This is a genomic window from Halostagnicola alkaliphila (assembly GCF_055379965.1).
The window spans coordinates 415,938-432,252 of the sequence record NZ_AP043825.1; the positions used below are offsets into that span (position 1 = coordinate 415,938).

Here is a 16,315-nt window from a genome sequence, read left to right on the forward strand (position 1 = left end):
TGGAGTGACGATCCATGGTAAATCATTCGGAGTACTAAGAGCAGCGTGTGTGCATGTGTGTCTATACCAAACTTATATGTGATTATGTCTAATGTGTTTAGTAGAAATATGGAGGACCCAGTTACAACGAAACAGATAGATCGACGAACGCTAATAAAAACTGGAGTTGGAGTCGCGGGAATGGGTGTTCTCAGTGGGTGTCTTGGGGACATCGTAGGAAGCAATGGGGGGGAAGAATATCCGAGCGACGATATACAGATCACGGTACCGCACGCGTCAGGGGGAGGGCATGACGCCTACGCGCGCATATCAGAGGAATACTGGCGAAATCACCTGCCAGACGATCCGGATCTATTGGTCGAAAACGTCACTGGAGGCGGAGGCGCAACTGGTATAACTAACGTGTATAATGATGCGGGAAATGGACATCATCTGATGCTAACAAACGTTTACGGCACGGTAACCCGCCAAATCGCAACTGATGTCGATTTCAACATTGCAGAGATGAACCATACTGGGGCTTTAACTCAAGCCCCAAACGCCCTGGTCATAATGGAGCCAGCCGATGTCTCGGGTTGGTCAGATTTTATCGAACGAATCGATGAATTCAATTTTGCGACGAATGGTATCGGTCAGATCGGTCACACTGGTGTGCCCTTGCTCGGGGAGCTTACTGGGCGCTTTTCGGAGAACGACGTTCAGTTCGTCCATTATGAAGGTACTGGTGAGGCACTTACAGGCTTGGAGCAGGGGGAAGCAGACGCATTTCTCGTCGGAGACGTCACGTCGGCGATGCGCACTGTTGAATCCCTTGACGACGCAGAACTATTCATGACATTTGTTCCTCCAGAAGCGATGGATGAAACAAGATCGTTGTTCATTGATGAAGCCACCCACGTATCATCTGATGTAGATGAACCAGGCCTCGACGAATATGCTGATCTAACCGTCTTCAGGCGCTTTTTCGCCGCCCCCCCAGATGTCGATCAATCTATTCTGGAGATTCAACGTGAAACCCTCGATCAAATCGTTGCTGATGAAAACTTCCTCGACGATGCGGAAGAAAGCGGACGCCCAGTGGTCAATCCTGGTTCGGCTGAACAGATCGAAGAACAGATCGACCAACAGTTCGATACGTGGGAGTCTGATCCTCTCAAAGACACCCTACAAAATGCCTTCAATTCGTAACTATATGCTCATAGGATGTACATTGGTGAGACGGGGTGCAGATGAATCTCATAGCGTGATGTTAGAACTATAGGGATCTGGAGTCTATTTTATAGTTTCAGGGCACGTATAGGCAGATATGGCGAAGCACAACGTTAGTTAACTGCGGATGCCTTGTGAGGTACTGATCCTGATCTGAACACCGCCCGGATAGTTGCCCGTAGATTTATCATGGTTCCGAACCTGTATTTCCCTATGACCGAGGCTGATGAATTCCTCGAGGAAGACCTACCAATTAAATCAGATAAATTTTCGGATAATGTAATACGTGCGGTTGACGACTTTATCGAAGACCACAATCTTGGAGAGTCGCGTTTCGACAAGCAGCTATCGAAATCGAAAATGCGAGACGGACTGTACACCCGAGTATTTAACGAAATTATGGCCATGGACGTGCCTCGCGATATGCTTAACGGAGCCGATCAATTCGACGATCCGCAAATATTCGTTCATTTATTGAAGCAAATCGAGGACGAGTCGAAGCACGCACGACTCCTTTCACAGCGCCTTTCCGATCTCGACGGCGATCCGTCGCACTGCTTTACTGAGGCGAGTGTTTCATCACTGTGGGACGGATATCGAGAAAAGAATATCGTGGAACAGGCGGCAACACTCCAGGCGGCGGGAGAACGCATGGCGAAAGCTCGTCATCCAAACGAACTCAAATACTACGACGAGGAAACCGCAGAGGTTTACGAAAACGTGATTGTTCCCGAAGAACAATTTCACGCGAAGATCGGGGCAAATATTCTTCGAAATTGTAACACGAAAGACGCCCAACGGACTGCGCTTGATCAGGTTCGGGCCGTTCTAAGCGTGTTGGCATCTCACAACGAGGGTAACGCAGCAGATTATACCACGCAATAACAGCCGTATTTTGATGTCTGCTAAAAGCGGTCGGAGGAGGCCCCCTCCGACATAAAAAATCGTACCTTCACTGATGTACAGGGCCGTGTAAATCGCCATACGACGTTGGATTCGCCTAGCTCACGGCACGTTTGATGTTGTAGACGACACACATCAGGACAATTTCACGGAACTCTCGATACCAGCTTCCCGCACGCACGGCGTCGCCGCGCGTGCGCTTGATCACCGAGAAGACGGTTTCAGACAGCGCTCTCTGGCCATAGAGAGTCCCATCGATCCGCGCGTTATGCGCGTGATCGATGGGGTGGAACTCACGATGTTTAATCAACGGTCTCACGCTCTCTTCCCTGAGTTTCCCGCGTAACCGTTGCCAGTCATAGCCTTTGTCGGCGGGCGAGTTGCCAGCCGATCTGCGTGTCGTGGCGTTTCTCTGTCGTGCAGTGAACGTCTAGAATAGCTTGTGACGCTGTATCGACGAGAGCGGTTGTTTTGAGCGTCTGCACGCGATAATTCGTGCGACGGCAGTAGTGTTTGCTCGCGTTTTCACAATCGAAAAACGTCGCATCCATCGCAGCATGACCAGATGGCTCGTGGAGCTACGCCGATAGACGCAGCACCACTCGCCAGACTGCCATCTTGATCCTGTCAAATGCCTTTACTAGCGTCGAGTGATCAGGGAGATCGACCCTCTCAAGGCCGATCTCCGCCAGTATTTGTGGCATCTCGCTCAAAAGATCGAGCGCTTCGCGGTAGGGTTTCTCCAAGTATACCCGCAGACAATGCAGCGAAACGACGGTGTAGTCGGCGAATCCGCCGCCCCGGAGGGTGGCGGCGGATTCGCCTCGACCACCAACAGCACTTTTAGCCAACGTCACCACTTTCCCAGTGAAGCGGGAAATTTGGACATAGAGTATTCGCCGTTTCCCGCTTCAACTCCCTAGTTCTGACGGATCAAGTCGGCGCTATATAGCGATTCACCAGAGCCATGTATAGCCAAATTTGGCACTGCTAGATTGAACCCTGCTGGTTGAGTGCCTCGACTGGCGGTTGGTTGTCAAGTGCTTGGTGGCTGCGATGGTGATTATACTACGGTATAGGCAGTCAGCCAGCGCTCGGCGCTGGCCTGACTGCCGTTCCAGGTTTCGTGGAAGCGGTTAATTCGCATTGTATAGGTCTAAAAGACCTTCTCAACGATGTTACGGTCAGTGTAGTTGAGGTCACCACCGAGATCGACCCGTGTAAGGGAAGTGAGATACCCCATGCCATCGACGAGAAACTTCGCGTCTCCGACACGGTGTCTCTCTTTGAGCTCCTCTAAGAACTGTTCAGCGGGATTTCGGCCTCTATGCTTCGAAAGTCGTGCGTGGAGCACGACTTTCAAGTCTACGTCAATCGCCGCATAGAGCCACACTTTCTGTTCGTTCTAGAGTTGAATCTGTTTCTCATCGACGGCAACACGTTCTGGTTCAGCGGTGAAGTCTTGCTCGTAGTGAGCAGCGTAGGATTGGTACCAGTGGTGGATCGTGGCTCGGCGTCTTTCGACGCCGAACCAACCACAGAGGTCTCGACACTCCGCTAACGAGGCAGCTCCGGCACGGGAAGCGCACGCCAGCCTGATCAGCCAGGCTGGCGTGCACGTCCGGTCACTATCCAAAAACTCTACGGCAGAAGAGCTCGTTACATCAACTTGAAATTCTTCGAAGATCATCCCACTTTCCTCGAAGAATTCCGTTCAGTTCAACCTCAATCTAGCAGTGCCCTTTATTTTCTAGGAGAGGAGACTACCATACATGCATCTCGGGTTGTTTACCATCGATGCGACTGACGAGGTCCGTGTAGGAAGAGTGACGGGAGACTCGATTGTTGACGTTTCGTCCGAAGTATCGTCGTTCGATGCGGCGCTCGAACGGGTGACAACCGGGGAGGGCCTTCTGGACAGCGGTCGCGAGCACCGCCTTACCGAGGTACAACTCCTGCCACCAACAATCCAGAAGAATACAACCTTCGCGATTGCGCTGAACTACGGCTCTCATATCACCGAAAAGTCCGAAAGCGATGCCATTGACACGGAGGATCGCGACATCCCGGAAACCCCGTACTTCTTCATGAAGCTACAACGGGCACTCATCGGCCACGAGCAGCCGATACGGTACAACAGCCGCTTTACCCAACAACTCGACTATGCAGCGGAACTCGCGGCCGTTATCGGACGTCCAGCTCAAAACGTATCGGCCGACGAGGCGCTTGAGTATGTCGCCGGATACACTATCCTGAACGATACGGCAGCCTACGACGTTCAGAACGTGTCGGTTGGAGACGTGACGTGGATCGACTGGCTGTCTGCGAAGTCAATGGAGGACACGACTCCCCTCGGTCCGTACGTCGCTCCTGCGGATGAGGTCGGCAATCCGCACGACCTATCCATCAGGTCGGAAGTGAACGGACAATTGATGCAGAATGGAAGCACGGCATCCATGATTCGAGGCGTCGATGAGCAGATTTCGTTCCTGTCGAGTCGGGTTACACTCCGACCCGGCGACGTGATCGCGACCGGAACTCCGGAAGGGGTCGGCGCGTTCAACGATATTGCGCTCAAGGACGGCGACCGGATCGACATCACGATTGAGGGCGTCGGGTCTCTCTCAAACACCGTTCGGGAACATCGATAGTCCGCGGGGAGGGGGATTCTCGACGAGTTCTAGTCCATTCGTCGTCACTAGGCGACCGCGGCGCGTCGCGCGAACGAACCTGCTCTGCGTCGCAAAACGATTACGCCGGGAGAATATTGGCTCGAACGCTATCCGAGGGAAATCTTCATCTCCCCGTCGTCGACGTGTATGGGATAGGAGATGAGATCCGCGTTTTGGCGGGATCAGGACTCGCCAGTCGTGATATCGAACTCCCATGCGTGACGCGGGCAGGTGAGAATCTTCCCCTCCTTCGCCCACTCCCGTTTGAGCTCAAGATCATTCTTCTCCCACTCATCTTCGACCGTCCCGGTCAACTTTCCGTTGCAGATGTCCGCCCCCTGATGCGGACAATAGCTCAGGTACGCGTAATAGTCGCCTTCGACGTTGAATACAGCGATCGCTTTCCCATCCACGTCTACAACTTTTCGATCGGTGTCCTCAAATTCAGTCTCGTCGGCGACGGTTATTTCACCCATGGTAATTACACATCGAAGATTTCCTCTGCGTTGCCGTGCAGCACTTTATTGCGCCCTTCCTTGGAGAACGTCCGTCGGAGGTACTTGTCGACCGCCTCCGGGTTGTCGAAGTCCCAGTGGGGTAGTCGGTAGCGAACATCAGCAAATTCGGCACTGCTATAGGGATTAGCAGAGATACTCATAGATTCGTGGTGAGTTGAGCGTTGGCAGCGCTGTCGAGAGGTACTCGTTGACCTCGTTGAGCGTTCGAAACAGCCGGTTGGCTCGACCGTCTCTGAGTTGCCGCTAGCAGTTTTCGAGCGGGTTCATTTCCGGCGAATGCGACGGCAGGTCTCCAGAAGCAGGCCGTCGGCGGCGGCCTGCTTCTTCAGCGTTTTTGCGATGAAGTAGCTCGCGTTATCCAGCACAATTGCAAGCTTCTCCCCGGACTTGTGCTGAACCGCTTGAAGGAAGTACTTCGCTACCGTTGCGTTGAATCGGTCAGGTGTGAGAGCGACGAACCGCTCGCCATCGTCGGTGACTGCACCCAGCATGTTCATCTTCTCACGAACGCCCGAGACCGGCAGTCTCGGGCGTGAGTTCACCGGGAACCAGTCGGGCTTTTGCTCGGTCGAGACTTTCTGCGTATGTTGATCGATCGTGACGATCCGGTAGTCCTCAGCCTTCAGCGCCGGCCACTTTTTTTGAACTCCGCACGCCAGCGTTGCTGTTCTTTTGGGTCGACCTCGTAGTGGATCAGCCGGGCTGTCTGGACCGACAGCCCGGCCTTCTTCATCACGCGATACATGTGCGCGAGGGAGTACTCAACGTCGAAGTGCTCAGCGATATATTCGCGGACGAGTGGCGGTCTCCAGGCTGGTGCGTCGACTCCCGCTTCCGACGGCGACGCTCGCGGCGTCGCCGTCAGTTCATCCCACTGGTCGTCAGTGAGGCGAGAAGGACTTCCGCCACGGGGGAGATCGCCGAGTGCGAAGGCGTCGCGCTCGGCGACGATGTCGAGCCAATCGTACACAGTCTGCTCGTGTCAGCCGTATTTCTGTTGGATCTTAGCGGGTGAAAGGCCCGATTTGTATTCTATCGCCACAATGAGGCGCTTGATCGCTTTCGGATCACGCACCGTGCGCAGTTGCTCGCGCAACTGCGCCTCATCGACATCGATCAACTTTTCGCCGTACTTCGTCATATCAGTCTATATGCGCCCTGAGGCTATGAATTAGACTCCTGATCCCTATAGCAGTCCATTTATTAGCCTATACCTGAATTTGTACACATGCACATTAGAGGACTTTCAGAAGATCATCTTCCGCTTGCTCCCGAGGAATTCGCCGATCGCTTGGTCAGTGAAATTGACGCGTACATCGATGAACACGAACTGGACGCGCCACGATTTACGACGGAGCGGACCGAGGAGCAAATGCGCGAGGTGCTGATTCCGCGAATCTACGACGAAATCGTTACCCTCGACCTCACTCGGTCGATGCTCCCCGATGTCGAACGCACGGGAGATCAGCAGTTATTCACGCGGTTGTTAAAACAGGTCGAGGACGAAGCTAGACACGCTAGAATGCTTTCTCAGCGTCTCTGGAGGATAGGTGGTGCTCCCCAACGCGTTTTCGAAACCGTATCTGACTCGTCAAAAGAACGGTGCCAACAGTTCGAAGGATTGGATGTCATCGAGATGGCGGTAGTGCTCCACTGCTGTTGTGAACGGCTCGCTCGCCGACGGGCTACGGCGGAACTCGAGTATTTCGACGAGCAGACGGCCGAAATCTATCGAAACGGTATCGTCCCCGAAGAAGAGTTTCACATCAATACCGGTGTGACGATCATTACCGAACACTGTACCGACGAAAAAACCCAGCGGAAAGCGGTCAGTTCGTTCCGTGAAAACCGCGACGCGATCAGAACTCACTACCTTCAAAGTTGTTAACAGGGATGGACCACCACAGGTGAGCAGATCTTTTCGGGTTCCGAGACATTAGGAAGTTGCCCCATGTTTTCCCTGCTACTTCGGGTTCAAACTCGTCGAATGGCGCCCCACTCCTTGTGTACTTACGTCGACTCCCAGTCCGGTCGTTCCTTGGCTTCGCTGGTGGAGATCCTGCGGGATCAACGAGTTGTTCAACGTGATGGGACGAAGAAGGGGGGATAACAAGAGTCTCAAGCCGTGGCAAGCGCTACATCGACCGTGACAAGGTCTGCAGTGTAGTTAGCGCCAGCGTTCTCAACATCGACGCGTAACTCGGGTGCCCCGGTGACGGTTTAGGTGTGAAGGCTGTCGATACTCGTGAGAAGTTGACTTCCGTGCCCGATCGTATCGATAATACCGACTTCGCAGCAGTTTTCCAGCCTTCACGTGCCTATACATCGTTCGCCTTCGTGAGACGGGTACCGCTCTACACTCGATTTAGACTGTCAAACAACTCATATATACACAGATCTCCTTGCTTTTCGGCGCGGAGAGGACATTCGATTTACACCCTAAAGAGTCGCTTGTACTAGTGGAAAACAACATGCTAAAATGGCGTCTCAATGTAACTCGCTCGGAGTACCAGAACTCATTTCTTATTGAGTGTTAATCCACACTATCCGATGGGAATTAGCACGAGAAAAGAAATCGGAAGCCGCCTTCAAAGAAGACTAAATGTCTACCTTTACTTCGTCACCGTCGACGCTTACATCGAACGTCCGCATCTTCTTTCCGGTCGCCGGATTTTCTCCAGTTTTGAGGTCGAATTTCCAGTCGTGGCCCGGGCACGTCATCCAGCATTCTTCTTGGTTGATAACGCCTGGTCCATCAGTGACACAGTGATCCTCATTGATACGCTCCTGGGTAGCTGTGTGAAGGCGCTGTCGGCGGTGGATGCAGACGTTCTGAATTGCGTAGAAATCACCGTCAATATTCACGACGGCGATTTCTATTCCATCGATTTCGACACCGAGTACATCTCCTTCGGGTATTTCGTCAACGGATGCGATTGTGTGAGTTGTCATAATTAGATTCGTGTAGGTACTCTCAGATGAGTTTTATAGCCGGTAGACTTCCTCCGCGTTTCCTCGGAACATGCTCTCTTTCAGATCCTCGTCGATAGCCGGATTATCGATTATCCACGTCGGTGGATCGTTCGTGCTGTGCGGCCAATCTGTTGCGAACATCATCGTCTTTTCTGCCTGTTCGATTTCGAGCAGCCACTCGTAGTGTTTCGAATTTTCGGGGATGCAAACTGGCTGAGTCGAGAAGTAAAAGTTATCGAATAGGTATTCGCTCGGCATCCGATCAAGGTACTTTTCGCCCGCGTCGTACATCCGCTCTGCTAGCTGAATGTCTTCGGGGGTGTGCTGATAGAACTCGTCGAGGCGGTACGCGACAAACGGGAGCCAATGGTACCCGCCCTCCTGATAGACGACGTTGAGGTCAGGATATTTATCAAAGACGCCGGTCACGATCATGTTTACCGTGTTCATGATCGTGTGCATGCACGGAGCGAAGCCGATCGCTTCGATCCACGTCCGAATCGATCCGCCCATCGGAGTCGACGGATCTGGGTAGGACGCGACGTCTAGATGCATGGTTAGGGGTAGATCTAGCTCGACCAGTTTCTCGAATACCTGATCGTACTCTGGGTTACCGAGTCGCCAAAATTTTCCGAACCACGAGTAAGCACCCGCAATATCTTGTTCGTGACCGATCCGCTCGAGTTCCTCGACAGTCGCTTCGGGGTCCCAAAGCGGCATCATCGCCTGCCCACGGATGTTTTCGTGGACGTTAGTTACGTTGTCGAGAAGATAGTCATTATAGGCTCGGCAAACCTCCTCTTTCATCCGCGGATAGTTCACTTGAGGGATGCTTCCCATACCTGGCGTTACTAGCGGCACGTCTGTCCCCATGTCTTCCATCATCTCGAGGATGTCGTCGCCGTCTTTTGCCGCTCCGTTCGAGTCGACACCGACGCCGCCTCCTTCGTTCCCCCACGTAGGTAGCCAATCGATCGCTTCGAATTGGTAGTGACCGAGGGGCCGGTCTAGTTTGTCGACGATGCGATCGTCCATATACGGATACAGGTCTTCCAGCATCGAGAGGTCCAAATGGACATCTGTATCGATGATAAATTCATCGTGAACCGCATCTGGGATCCCTGTATTTTCGTTCGGTTGGAATTTACGAACCGACATAGCAGTAAAAGAATTGGTCCGCTTGGTATTATAACATTTGGATTATATCATACAGTATTGGAGAGATATTAACCGGCCAGTCTAAAAAGTCACCTAAATAGTATTTTATTGGATAGGATTCCAAGTCAACAAGGAACAGAATTTGGTGGCTTCCTTCGATCCACCACATAAGACGCGAGATAGTCAATGTTTCTATCGGATAATGAATTAGGGGATTCGGAGTTACCGAATCAGTGGCTATAGATCATTTACGCTCGTATGGTTGTATAAAAATGCCCTCATTGTCTGTATAACTCCGGAAAGCCAGTCTGAGTCGAATTTGAATATAATACGTCTGTATTTAACGCGAACAGCGTTCGCCATTTCCGAATGTTAACTACAATCATCAACTTTTTGGTTCTATTTCCGCGAGAATCGCGTCGATCATCCCCTCAAAAGAGAGGAATTTGACCGTGCTTCGTTGGACACAACGTTACTAGTGGCGACCGAATGCATATTATGTAAACGGATTATCCTATTCCACGTCAATCCACTTATTGCCTTTGGATACTTGGCGGAATCGCGCTTCCTCACGTGGGTAATCGCCATTATTTGGTTCGTGGTTACTAGAACTGATCCCTCTACACTAGCTGTGTATCTGCTACCAAGGAACGAAGAGTATAATAGTAACAATGGTATTTGTATAAATATGGGGTCAAAAAATGATAGCCCAGAGTACTGGAAAGTCGGCCAAGCATACGAAGAATACGCCGAAGAGCAAGGAATTCCTCAACACACAGGTTACTACGTGCAGGATGTCCGAAACTGTGAAGTAGGTCATTGGGAACAAACAGGTGTCGAAGGGGCGCTAATCAATCTCGTCGGTCATGAGGGGATGTGTGACGTTCACGTTCACGAGATTCCCCCCGGCGAGACGATGAAGCCGCAGAAACACCTTCACGAACAAATCGGTTACGTAGTTAGCGGGCAAGGCGCTACTGCTGTTGGTCCGGAGGGCGAAGAAACGACGTTCGAATGGGACCAAAACGCCCTTTTTGCGATTCCGAGAAATACACGGTATCAACACATCAACGCGAGTGGTGACGAACCCGTACGGATCATCGTTGAAACGGATCTTCCATCTCTCTTCGAACAATTTGAGGACGAATCGTTCATCTTCGAGACCGACCACAGCTTCGCACGCGCAAGCGAGTCGGACTACTACAGCACCGATGGAACGATGTACGAGGGGACGAAGTTCCCCGTCGTGTGGCAATCGAACTTCATACCGGATATCCACACGTTCGAGAAGATTCAGCACTGGCGCGAGAGAGGTGCAGGTGGAGCCAGTATCCAATTCAATCATCCGGATACGTCACTGTGGTCCCATATCAGCCAGTTCCCTGTGGGCACGTACAAGAAGGCACACCGCCATCACCCTGGGGCGAACGTCATTATTCTCGAGGGCGAGGGACACAGTCTGATGTGGCCACAGGATGACTTCAACGACAAAATGCGGATCGATTGGCAACCGGGTACGCTGTTCGTTCCTCCCGCCTTATGGTATCACCAGCACTTCAACACTGCAACGACCCCATCACGATATCTCGCATTGCATCCCTCGAGTCTCGTTTTCTCGGGTCGTGACAGTGTCTTCGATCCGGTTAAAGAGTACAACAACATACAGTATCCGGAAGAAGAATCCGAAATTCGAGCGACGTTCGAAGAAGCGCTCGAGGATAAGGAGGTCGAGTTCCAGATGCCTGAGGAGGCGTACGAGGATCCGGACTTCACGTTCTCGCAGAATTACGAAAACATGACTGGCACCGAGTCTGACGACTAGTTACTGACTCACTCATACCGTTATTATTACTCACCATGTTTGAAACACTCCCAGAGAATCCCACGGAAATCGAAGGTGTAGAGAAATTAATATTAACCAGTGTCGGCATTGATATTGGTTCGTCAACATCTCATCTGACCTTCTCAGAATTAACGGCTCGTCGATACGGAACGAAATACTCGTCGAACTACGAAATTAGCAACAAGGAAATCGTCCACCAAAGTGATATTCAATTAACACCTTATGAGAAGGGTACAACGATCGATGTCGACTCCCTGCAGGATATGTTCGATACTGCGTACGATGATGCTGGGCTGACAGTGGAAGATATAGATACGGGTGCTGTCATTGTGACGGGGGAAGCAGCAAAGAAAAAAAATGCAGAACGGATCGCCAACATATTTTCAGAATGGGCGGGCAAGTTCGTTACGGCGAGCGCTGGACCGACGCTCGAATCCATTATGGCCGCCCACGGCTCTGGTGCAGTGGAACTTTCGGAACGGACCGATTCCCGAGTAATGAACGTCGATATCGGCGGTGGAACGACGAAAATCACGATGATTGAGAGCGGAGAAATATCCGATATTTCGTGTATCAATGTCGGCGCAAGACTGCTTGCGACCGATGAAGATGGAATTCTCGAACGCGTCGAACCCACAGCAAAGACTGTCGCTAGGTTGGCCGACTCGAATTGTAACCCCGAGTTGGGAGACCATTTCACTCGGGAAGAGAAAAACGAAATTGGAGAGGCATTAGCGGATACGCTATTCGAATTCCTCACACACGAACCGCCGGGACATTCCGAACTGACCGATGAAATAACGATCCAGCAACCGGATTTCACGATTTTCGATGCGGATATCCTCACGTTTTCGGGCGGTTGTTCGGAGTATATCTACAAGGATGAAACGTCCGATTTTGGCGATCTCGGCCCCACTCTTGGAGAGAACGTCAGAGAACAGGCTGAGGCGACCGCTGAGAGGATCGAGCAACCAAAGAGCGGAATACGAGCGACCGTTCTCGGGTCAACACAGTACAGCGTTCAGGTTAGCGGGAACACGATCCACCTTTCTGAACAGAATCTGCTTCCGATTCGCAATTACCAGATTGTTCCAGTCGAAATTGGGCTCACCGATAATTTTGAGGAAATTTACCAAGCTATTCAAACATCACTGGATAGCTTCGATATTCGGGCGTTGCAGAAAGATATCGCACTGGCGTTTACCGTTTCTGGGACTGTTCCGACGTACAAGAACTACGAGAGAATTGCGAAAGCGATACTCACGACTCACGAAGAATACGATCAGACCGATCCGATAATCGCAATCTTCGATAAAGACATCGCACAGAACGTCGGTTACCAGATACAGCAATCACTTTCGGACGAACGGGACGAGGGAGTAATCACTATCGATAATGTGAGTGCTGGCCAACTCGAGTACATTGATATCGGTGAACCGTTACAGGAATCAAACGCCGTACCCGTTATCGTTAAATCGCTCGTATTTGGGTCTCGTCCCGAGTGATTTGACTACCCGAGACGAACGCTACCTTTCTCAATTTTGTGATGGCTGATGTGTTCTTTCGAGTAATTCAATCGTGAGTTCAACCTTCGGAAAATTCTGGTGGCCCTCTACCGGTTAAGAGCAGTCGCGAGCTAGGGCCACCGATTCAGCTCAAGGGCACCATCGTTATATGCCGGTCACCCGTTTCGGAGACAAGTTTGGTTCCGGGAGAGTGAATAAGCAAGCGTTCGTGGCTGCTTCGAACTGGATTCAAACCGCGATGCTCTTTCAGAATCCCGAGTTTAAGCAGAAACGAATTGTACCGGTTTCGGTATTATGGCCTAAATCGCTACGTACCCGAATTCGTCGCCCAATTTGGATGCAGTTGGGAGCCTTTCCGTTCCTCAGATATCCAATTCTCCACTTGCATTTATATTAACGTTCTTCACTCTAGTGTGCTCGAGCAATTCGGAAATCCCTTCGTTATCTCCGATGCCACTTTGCTTGTATCCGCCGAATGGTGCACCGAGATAGTGCGGTCCGTGTTGGTTCACCCACACGTATCCGGCCTCAAGCTTTTTGACAGTCTGATGTGCGGTCTTTAAGTCTTCAGTCCACACGCTCGCTGTGAGTCCAAAGTCCAACCCATTGGCTATGTCGATCATCTCGCTGTAGTCGTCCCATCGCATGATGGACAGAACCGGACCGAATATTTCTTCGTTCGCTATGGTCATATCGGGTTCGACTTCAAATATCGTGGGTTCGACGAAGTACCCCGTTTCGTACTCATCGATAACTTCTCCGCCGGTGAGGAGTTCTGCCCCTTCCTCTTTGGCGGTTTCGATATACCCGAGTACCTTTTCGTATTGCGGTTCAGAAACTATCGATCCCATCGTCGAGTTTGGATCGAACGGATCTCCGGGTTCGATGGCTTCGAACCCGCTGATGACGCGGTCGACGACGTCATCAAATACGTTCTCGTGTACCAAGAGCCGAGAGCCACTTCCACAGGACTGCCCTTGCCATTGTAGACTCATCCCGCCGACTGCACCGGCTGCTGCTTCTTCGATATCCGCGTCGGGAAACACGATGTTCGGATTCTTTCCACCTAACTCAAGCAATACGGGGGAAAGATGATCTGCCGCGCCCCGCATAACGGCCTTCCCCGTTTCAGCGCTCCCGACCATTGTTACGAGACCGACATCTGGGTTTTGCACCAAATTCGCTCCGACCTCGCCAGCTCCGGTGACGACGTTTACCAACCCGTCTGGAATCGAATCGATATCGTCGATTATGTGTGCGATGTACAATGCGGATAACGGGGTGAATTCTGACGGTTTGAGGACGATTCCGTTACCTGCGACGAGAGCGGGCGCGATTTTTTTCGCGATGAATGATGCCGGGTGGTTGAACGGGATAATGCCGGCAATTGCGCCGTACGGTTCGCGTACGGTGAAGTCAATGGTTTGATCGTCCGTGGGGATTGTCTGGCCCTTTAGCTCAGGAGCTAATCCGGCAAAGTATCGAAGTGTCTTGGCTCCTTTTCTTGCATCATCTTGCATTTTGGAAATACAACTCCCGTTATCGGCGACGTCAAGAGCAGTAATCTCTTCGCTAGCGTTTTCGATGGCATCTGCGATTTGTTCGACTCTCTTCCGTCGTTCAAAGACACTCAGTTCCTTCCATGATTCGCTTGCACGCATAGTCGCTTGCACTGCCTCGTTTACCTGTTCAGCCGAAGCAATCGGAATATCTGCGAGAACTTCGTGTGTTACTGGGTGTTCTGTTTGAAACGTATCGGCCCCCTCGACGAACGACCCATCGATATACATTCGATCCTCGATTGGAAGTGTACGGGTACGACCTGAAAGTGTACGGAGCTCTCTTTCTTGCATCACTGCAAAATTCCCATGTATCCATCTTAAGTTTTGCCCTGCCGTTACCGAGGAATGAGCGTATTTGCTGATAGCCTTGTTGATACTCATATTGTATGCTTGTAGAGCAGAGAGTAGAGGTTGAAGGAATTTCTGATTATTGTTATACTATTTCCAATTGAATAGAAGTGTCTATAGGACGGCTTAACCCGATATCAATCTCAATAACTGATCATAGAACGAAAATGCACTATATAGTGGCATAGCCTGAATTCAAGTGGTGCGGTGATTGAACTGGTGTTCGGTGATCCTCAAAGCTATTGATTCTGGAAATATACAATCGGCTATTAATCTTGTACTAGCTCTTCGAGCAGGTCTCGGTTTTCGTCCCACGAATCGAGCGAGCCCTGAACGATTTCCGTCGTTTCAGATGCACCCGCATAGTTTACGGGTCGATCTGACTCTTCAGCTTCGTCCAGGAATTCGTCGTTATTGAGCGCTCCTTCGAACGCATCCGCGATTATTTCGGCTTCTTCGTCTGGCACGTCTGGCGGACCACCGAACGACCGAATAGAGGAAACGGTGTTCTGGATCCCTTCTGGATCATCAACGTCAACGTCAGCGAGCGTTTGAGCGTCGGGCGTCTGCTCCGGCGGCTCGTCGTCTGTGATCAGCACCATGAAAATTTCGACATCTCCGGATTCGTGGTACGGTAGGATCGATTCGTAGGTTCCTGCCATGATGTCGATATCACCACGTTCCAGTCCAGGGATCATGTCCCCTCGTCCGTCGTAAACGACGCTGTTATCAACGACCCGATCAGCTTCGTAGTCCCCACCGAGTTCACCAGCTAAGATGGGGCCAAGTGCTGAACTCGAGGTCAACCCTTGATGACCGAAATTGAGTTCGTCATCCTGAACGAGGTCGACGTAATCTTCCCAGTTTTCGACGCCACGATCAGGGGCGACGCTTATTGCGGTAATGTCCTCTGCAACTGTACCGTACCACGTCATTTCACCCAAATCGTAGTTTTCGTCTTCAACTGTTTGCTGAGTCGCCATTTGTTCAACGTTTATGATACTAAACGTGTATCCATCCGGATCAGCAGTGTATGCTTCGACCGTCCCAACTTGGCCACCTCCACCATCAATGTTCTGTACCGTAATTGTGGTGTCTAACTCATCTTCGAGGTACGGATTCACCAAACGAGCGTACGTGTCGTACCCACCACCGGGACCGTACGTGACGATATGAGTCATCTCACCGGATGGGAAATCGTCATCTCCCCCATCATCCCCTACACACCCTGCAAGTCCAACTGCAGCGGCACCCCCAGTTGCCTGTAGTAGTTGTCGCCTGCTAACATTTGTGTTTGGCATATGATCCCATATGGGGAGTGCCATTTAATAAACATTTCCATGACCAAATTGATATGTTACAGAACTCGTAACTGTCTCTGCAAACGGTCTGGGAAGTGAACGGGCTGTGAGTACTCACTATCCGCTGTATTCACGCTTCGCAGTCACTTCCATTTGACGACCCTATCCAAGGAAATCCGCTCCCGTCGCACCGTTTCTTCTGTCCCGCTCTTGCTGTCGACTAGTGTTTGTGATGACCAGCCACTTTTAGGCGGTCCCGTAACTGAGATCGTACTCGTCGGAACAAAAGCTATGCCGTTTCC

General features: G+C 51.4%; 15 protein-coding genes and 2 pseudogenes. 6 read left to right on the top strand and 11 right to left on the bottom strand.

Annotation, left to right across the window (positions count from 1 at the left end):
* Positions 1–180 precede the first annotated feature (180 nt).
* Positions 181–1,188, top strand: coding sequence for a type 2 periplasmic-binding domain-containing protein (locus ACZ5C7_RS04205; RefSeq protein WP_464374855.1), 1,008 nt, complete (start codon positions 181–183; stop codon positions 1,186–1,188).
* Between the two features lie 234 nt (positions 1,189–1,422).
* Positions 1,423–2,094 (top strand): ferritin-like domain-containing protein, encoded by a 672-nt coding sequence (locus ACZ5C7_RS04210; RefSeq protein WP_464374856.1) that lies wholly within the window; start codon positions 1,423–1,425, stop codon positions 2,092–2,094.
* A 115-nt stretch (positions 2,095–2,209) separates the two neighbouring features.
* Here ACZ5C7_RS04210 and ACZ5C7_RS04215 read toward each other — a convergent pair.
* Together ACZ5C7_RS04215 and ACZ5C7_RS04220 are read right to left on the bottom strand one after the other, a co-directional pair.
* Positions 2,210–3,008: pseudogene (locus ACZ5C7_RS04215) on the bottom strand (IS5 family transposase).
* A 94-nt stretch (positions 3,009–3,102) separates the two neighbouring features.
* Positions 3,103–3,799: pseudogene (locus ACZ5C7_RS04220) on the bottom strand (IS6 family transposase).
* Positions 3,800–3,938: 139 nt separating this feature from the next.
* Between ACZ5C7_RS04220 and ACZ5C7_RS04225 the strand changes: the two are divergent.
* The gene (locus ACZ5C7_RS04225) at positions 3,939–4,763 is read left to right on the top strand and encodes a fumarylacetoacetate hydrolase family protein (RefSeq protein WP_464374857.1); all 825 of its coding nucleotides are present in this window, start codon (positions 3,939–3,941) and stop codon (positions 4,761–4,763) included.
* Between the two features lie 203 nt (positions 4,764–4,966).
* Here the strand turns inward: ACZ5C7_RS04225 and ACZ5C7_RS04230 are convergent, their stop codons facing one another.
* The 5 genes from ACZ5C7_RS04230 to ACZ5C7_RS04250 form a co-directional block, all read right to left on the bottom strand.
* Positions 4,967–5,260: a Rieske (2Fe-2S) protein gene (locus tag ACZ5C7_RS04230; RefSeq protein WP_464374858.1), complete on the bottom strand. Its 294-nt coding sequence runs from the start codon at positions 5,258–5,260 to the stop codon at positions 4,967–4,969.
* Positions 5,261–5,265: 5 nt separating this feature from the next.
* On the bottom strand, positions 5,266–5,442 hold the full coding sequence (locus ACZ5C7_RS04235; RefSeq protein ID WP_464374859.1) for a hypothetical protein: 177 nt from the start codon (positions 5,440–5,442) through the stop codon (positions 5,266–5,268).
* A 123-nt stretch (positions 5,443–5,565) separates the two neighbouring features.
* Positions 5,566–5,961, bottom strand: a complete 396-nt coding sequence (locus ACZ5C7_RS04240) for a transposase (protein WP_464375258.1) — start codon at positions 5,959–5,961, stop codon at positions 5,566–5,568.
* Positions 5,925–6,272, bottom strand: coding sequence for a winged helix-turn-helix domain-containing protein (locus tag ACZ5C7_RS04245; protein WP_464374860.1), 348 nt, complete (start codon positions 6,270–6,272; stop codon positions 5,925–5,927). Before ACZ5C7_RS04245 ends, ACZ5C7_RS04240 begins: the two co-directional genes overlap by 37 nt.
* 12 nt (positions 6,273–6,284) lie before the next feature.
* Complete coding sequence (locus tag ACZ5C7_RS04250) at positions 6,285–6,443, bottom strand: hypothetical protein (protein ID WP_464374861.1); 159 nt, start codon at positions 6,441–6,443, stop codon at positions 6,285–6,287.
* A gap of 87 nt (positions 6,444–6,530) precedes the next feature.
* Here ACZ5C7_RS04250 and ACZ5C7_RS04255 point away from each other — a divergent pair, with 87 nt between their 5' ends.
* Entirely contained in the window at positions 6,531–7,190 is a 660-nt protein-coding gene (locus tag ACZ5C7_RS04255) for a hypothetical protein (protein ID WP_464374862.1), read from the top strand.
* A gap of 710 nt (positions 7,191–7,900) precedes the next feature.
* Here ACZ5C7_RS04255 and ACZ5C7_RS04260 read toward each other — a convergent pair.
* Together ACZ5C7_RS04260 and ACZ5C7_RS04265 are read right to left on the bottom strand one after the other, a co-directional pair.
* Positions 7,901–8,254 carry a Rieske (2Fe-2S) protein gene (locus ACZ5C7_RS04260; protein WP_464374863.1) on the bottom strand — a complete coding sequence of 118 codons (354 nt, stop codon included), beginning with the start codon at positions 8,252–8,254 and terminating at the stop codon, positions 7,901–7,903.
* 33 nt (positions 8,255–8,287) lie between these two features.
* Positions 8,288–9,433 carry an amidohydrolase family protein gene (locus ACZ5C7_RS04265; RefSeq protein ID WP_464374864.1) on the bottom strand — a complete coding sequence of 382 codons (1,146 nt, stop codon included), beginning with the start codon at positions 9,431–9,433 and terminating at the stop codon, positions 8,288–8,290.
* A 688-nt stretch (positions 9,434–10,121) separates the two neighbouring features.
* Between ACZ5C7_RS04265 and ACZ5C7_RS04270 the strand changes: the two genes are divergently transcribed.
* Both ACZ5C7_RS04270 and ACZ5C7_RS04275 read left to right on the top strand, forming a co-directional pair.
* Complete coding sequence (locus ACZ5C7_RS04270; protein WP_464374865.1) at positions 10,122–11,255, top strand: cupin domain-containing protein; 1,134 nt, start codon at positions 10,122–10,124, stop codon at positions 11,253–11,255.
* A gap of 35 nt (positions 11,256–11,290) precedes the next feature.
* A complete protein-coding gene (locus tag ACZ5C7_RS04275) occupies positions 11,291–12,781 on the top strand; it encodes an ethanolamine ammonia-lyase reactivating factor EutA (protein WP_464374866.1) in 1,491 nt (496 codons plus the stop codon).
* 383 nt (positions 12,782–13,164) lie between these two features.
* Here the strand turns inward: ACZ5C7_RS04275 and ACZ5C7_RS04280 are convergent, their stop codons facing one another.
* Positions 13,165–14,745 (bottom strand): aldehyde dehydrogenase family protein, encoded by a 1,581-nt coding sequence (locus ACZ5C7_RS04280; RefSeq protein ID WP_464374867.1) that lies wholly within the window; start codon positions 14,743–14,745, stop codon positions 13,165–13,167.
* Between the two features lie 236 nt (positions 14,746–14,981).
* On the bottom strand, positions 14,982–16,013 hold the full coding sequence (locus tag ACZ5C7_RS04285; protein ID WP_464374868.1) for a Bug family tripartite tricarboxylate transporter substrate binding protein: 1,032 nt from the start codon (positions 16,011–16,013) through the stop codon (positions 14,982–14,984).
* Positions 16,014–16,315: the final 302 nt, after the last annotated feature.

What these genes read in the sequence shown, in the direction of transcription:
- ACZ5C7_RS04275 (WP_464374866.1), top strand. Translation starts at nt 11,291, where the DNA reads ATGTTTGAAACACTCCCAGAGAATCCCACGGAAATCGAAGGTGTAGAG.
- ACZ5C7_RS04280 (WP_464374867.1), bottom strand. Translation starts at nt 14,745, where the DNA reads ATGAGTATCAACAAGGCTATCAGCAAATACGCTCATTCCTCGGTAACG.
- ACZ5C7_RS04265 (WP_464374864.1), bottom strand. Translation starts at nt 9,433, where the DNA reads ATGTCGGTTCGTAAATTCCAACCGAACGAAAATACAGGGATCCCAGAT.
- ACZ5C7_RS04270 (WP_464374865.1), top strand. Translation starts at nt 10,122, where the DNA reads ATGGGGTCAAAAAATGATAGCCCAGAGTACTGGAAAGTCGGCCAAGCA.
- ACZ5C7_RS04235 (WP_464374859.1), bottom strand. Translation starts at nt 5,442, where the DNA reads ATGAGTATCTCTGCTAATCCCTATAGCAGTGCCGAATTTGCTGATGTT.
- ACZ5C7_RS04285 (WP_464374868.1), bottom strand. Translation starts at nt 16,013, where the DNA reads ATGCCAAACACAAATGTTAGCAGGCGACAACTACTACAGGCAACTGGG.
- ACZ5C7_RS04205 (WP_464374855.1), top strand. Translation starts at nt 181, where the DNA reads ATGGGTGTTCTCAGTGGGTGTCTTGGGGACATCGTAGGAAGCAATGGG.
- ACZ5C7_RS04255 (WP_464374862.1), top strand. Translation starts at nt 6,531, where the DNA reads ATGCACATTAGAGGACTTTCAGAAGATCATCTTCCGCTTGCTCCCGAG.
- ACZ5C7_RS04250 (WP_464374861.1), bottom strand. Translation starts at nt 6,443, where the DNA reads ATGACGAAGTACGGCGAAAAGTTGATCGATGTCGATGAGGCGCAGTTG.
- ACZ5C7_RS04260 (WP_464374863.1), bottom strand. Translation starts at nt 8,254, where the DNA reads ATGACAACTCACACAATCGCATCCGTTGACGAAATACCCGAAGGAGAT.
- ACZ5C7_RS04230 (WP_464374858.1), bottom strand. Translation starts at nt 5,260, where the DNA reads ATGGGTGAAATAACCGTCGCCGACGAGACTGAATTTGAGGACACCGAT.
- ACZ5C7_RS04210 (WP_464374856.1), top strand. Translation starts at nt 1,423, where the DNA reads ATGACCGAGGCTGATGAATTCCTCGAGGAAGACCTACCAATTAAATCA.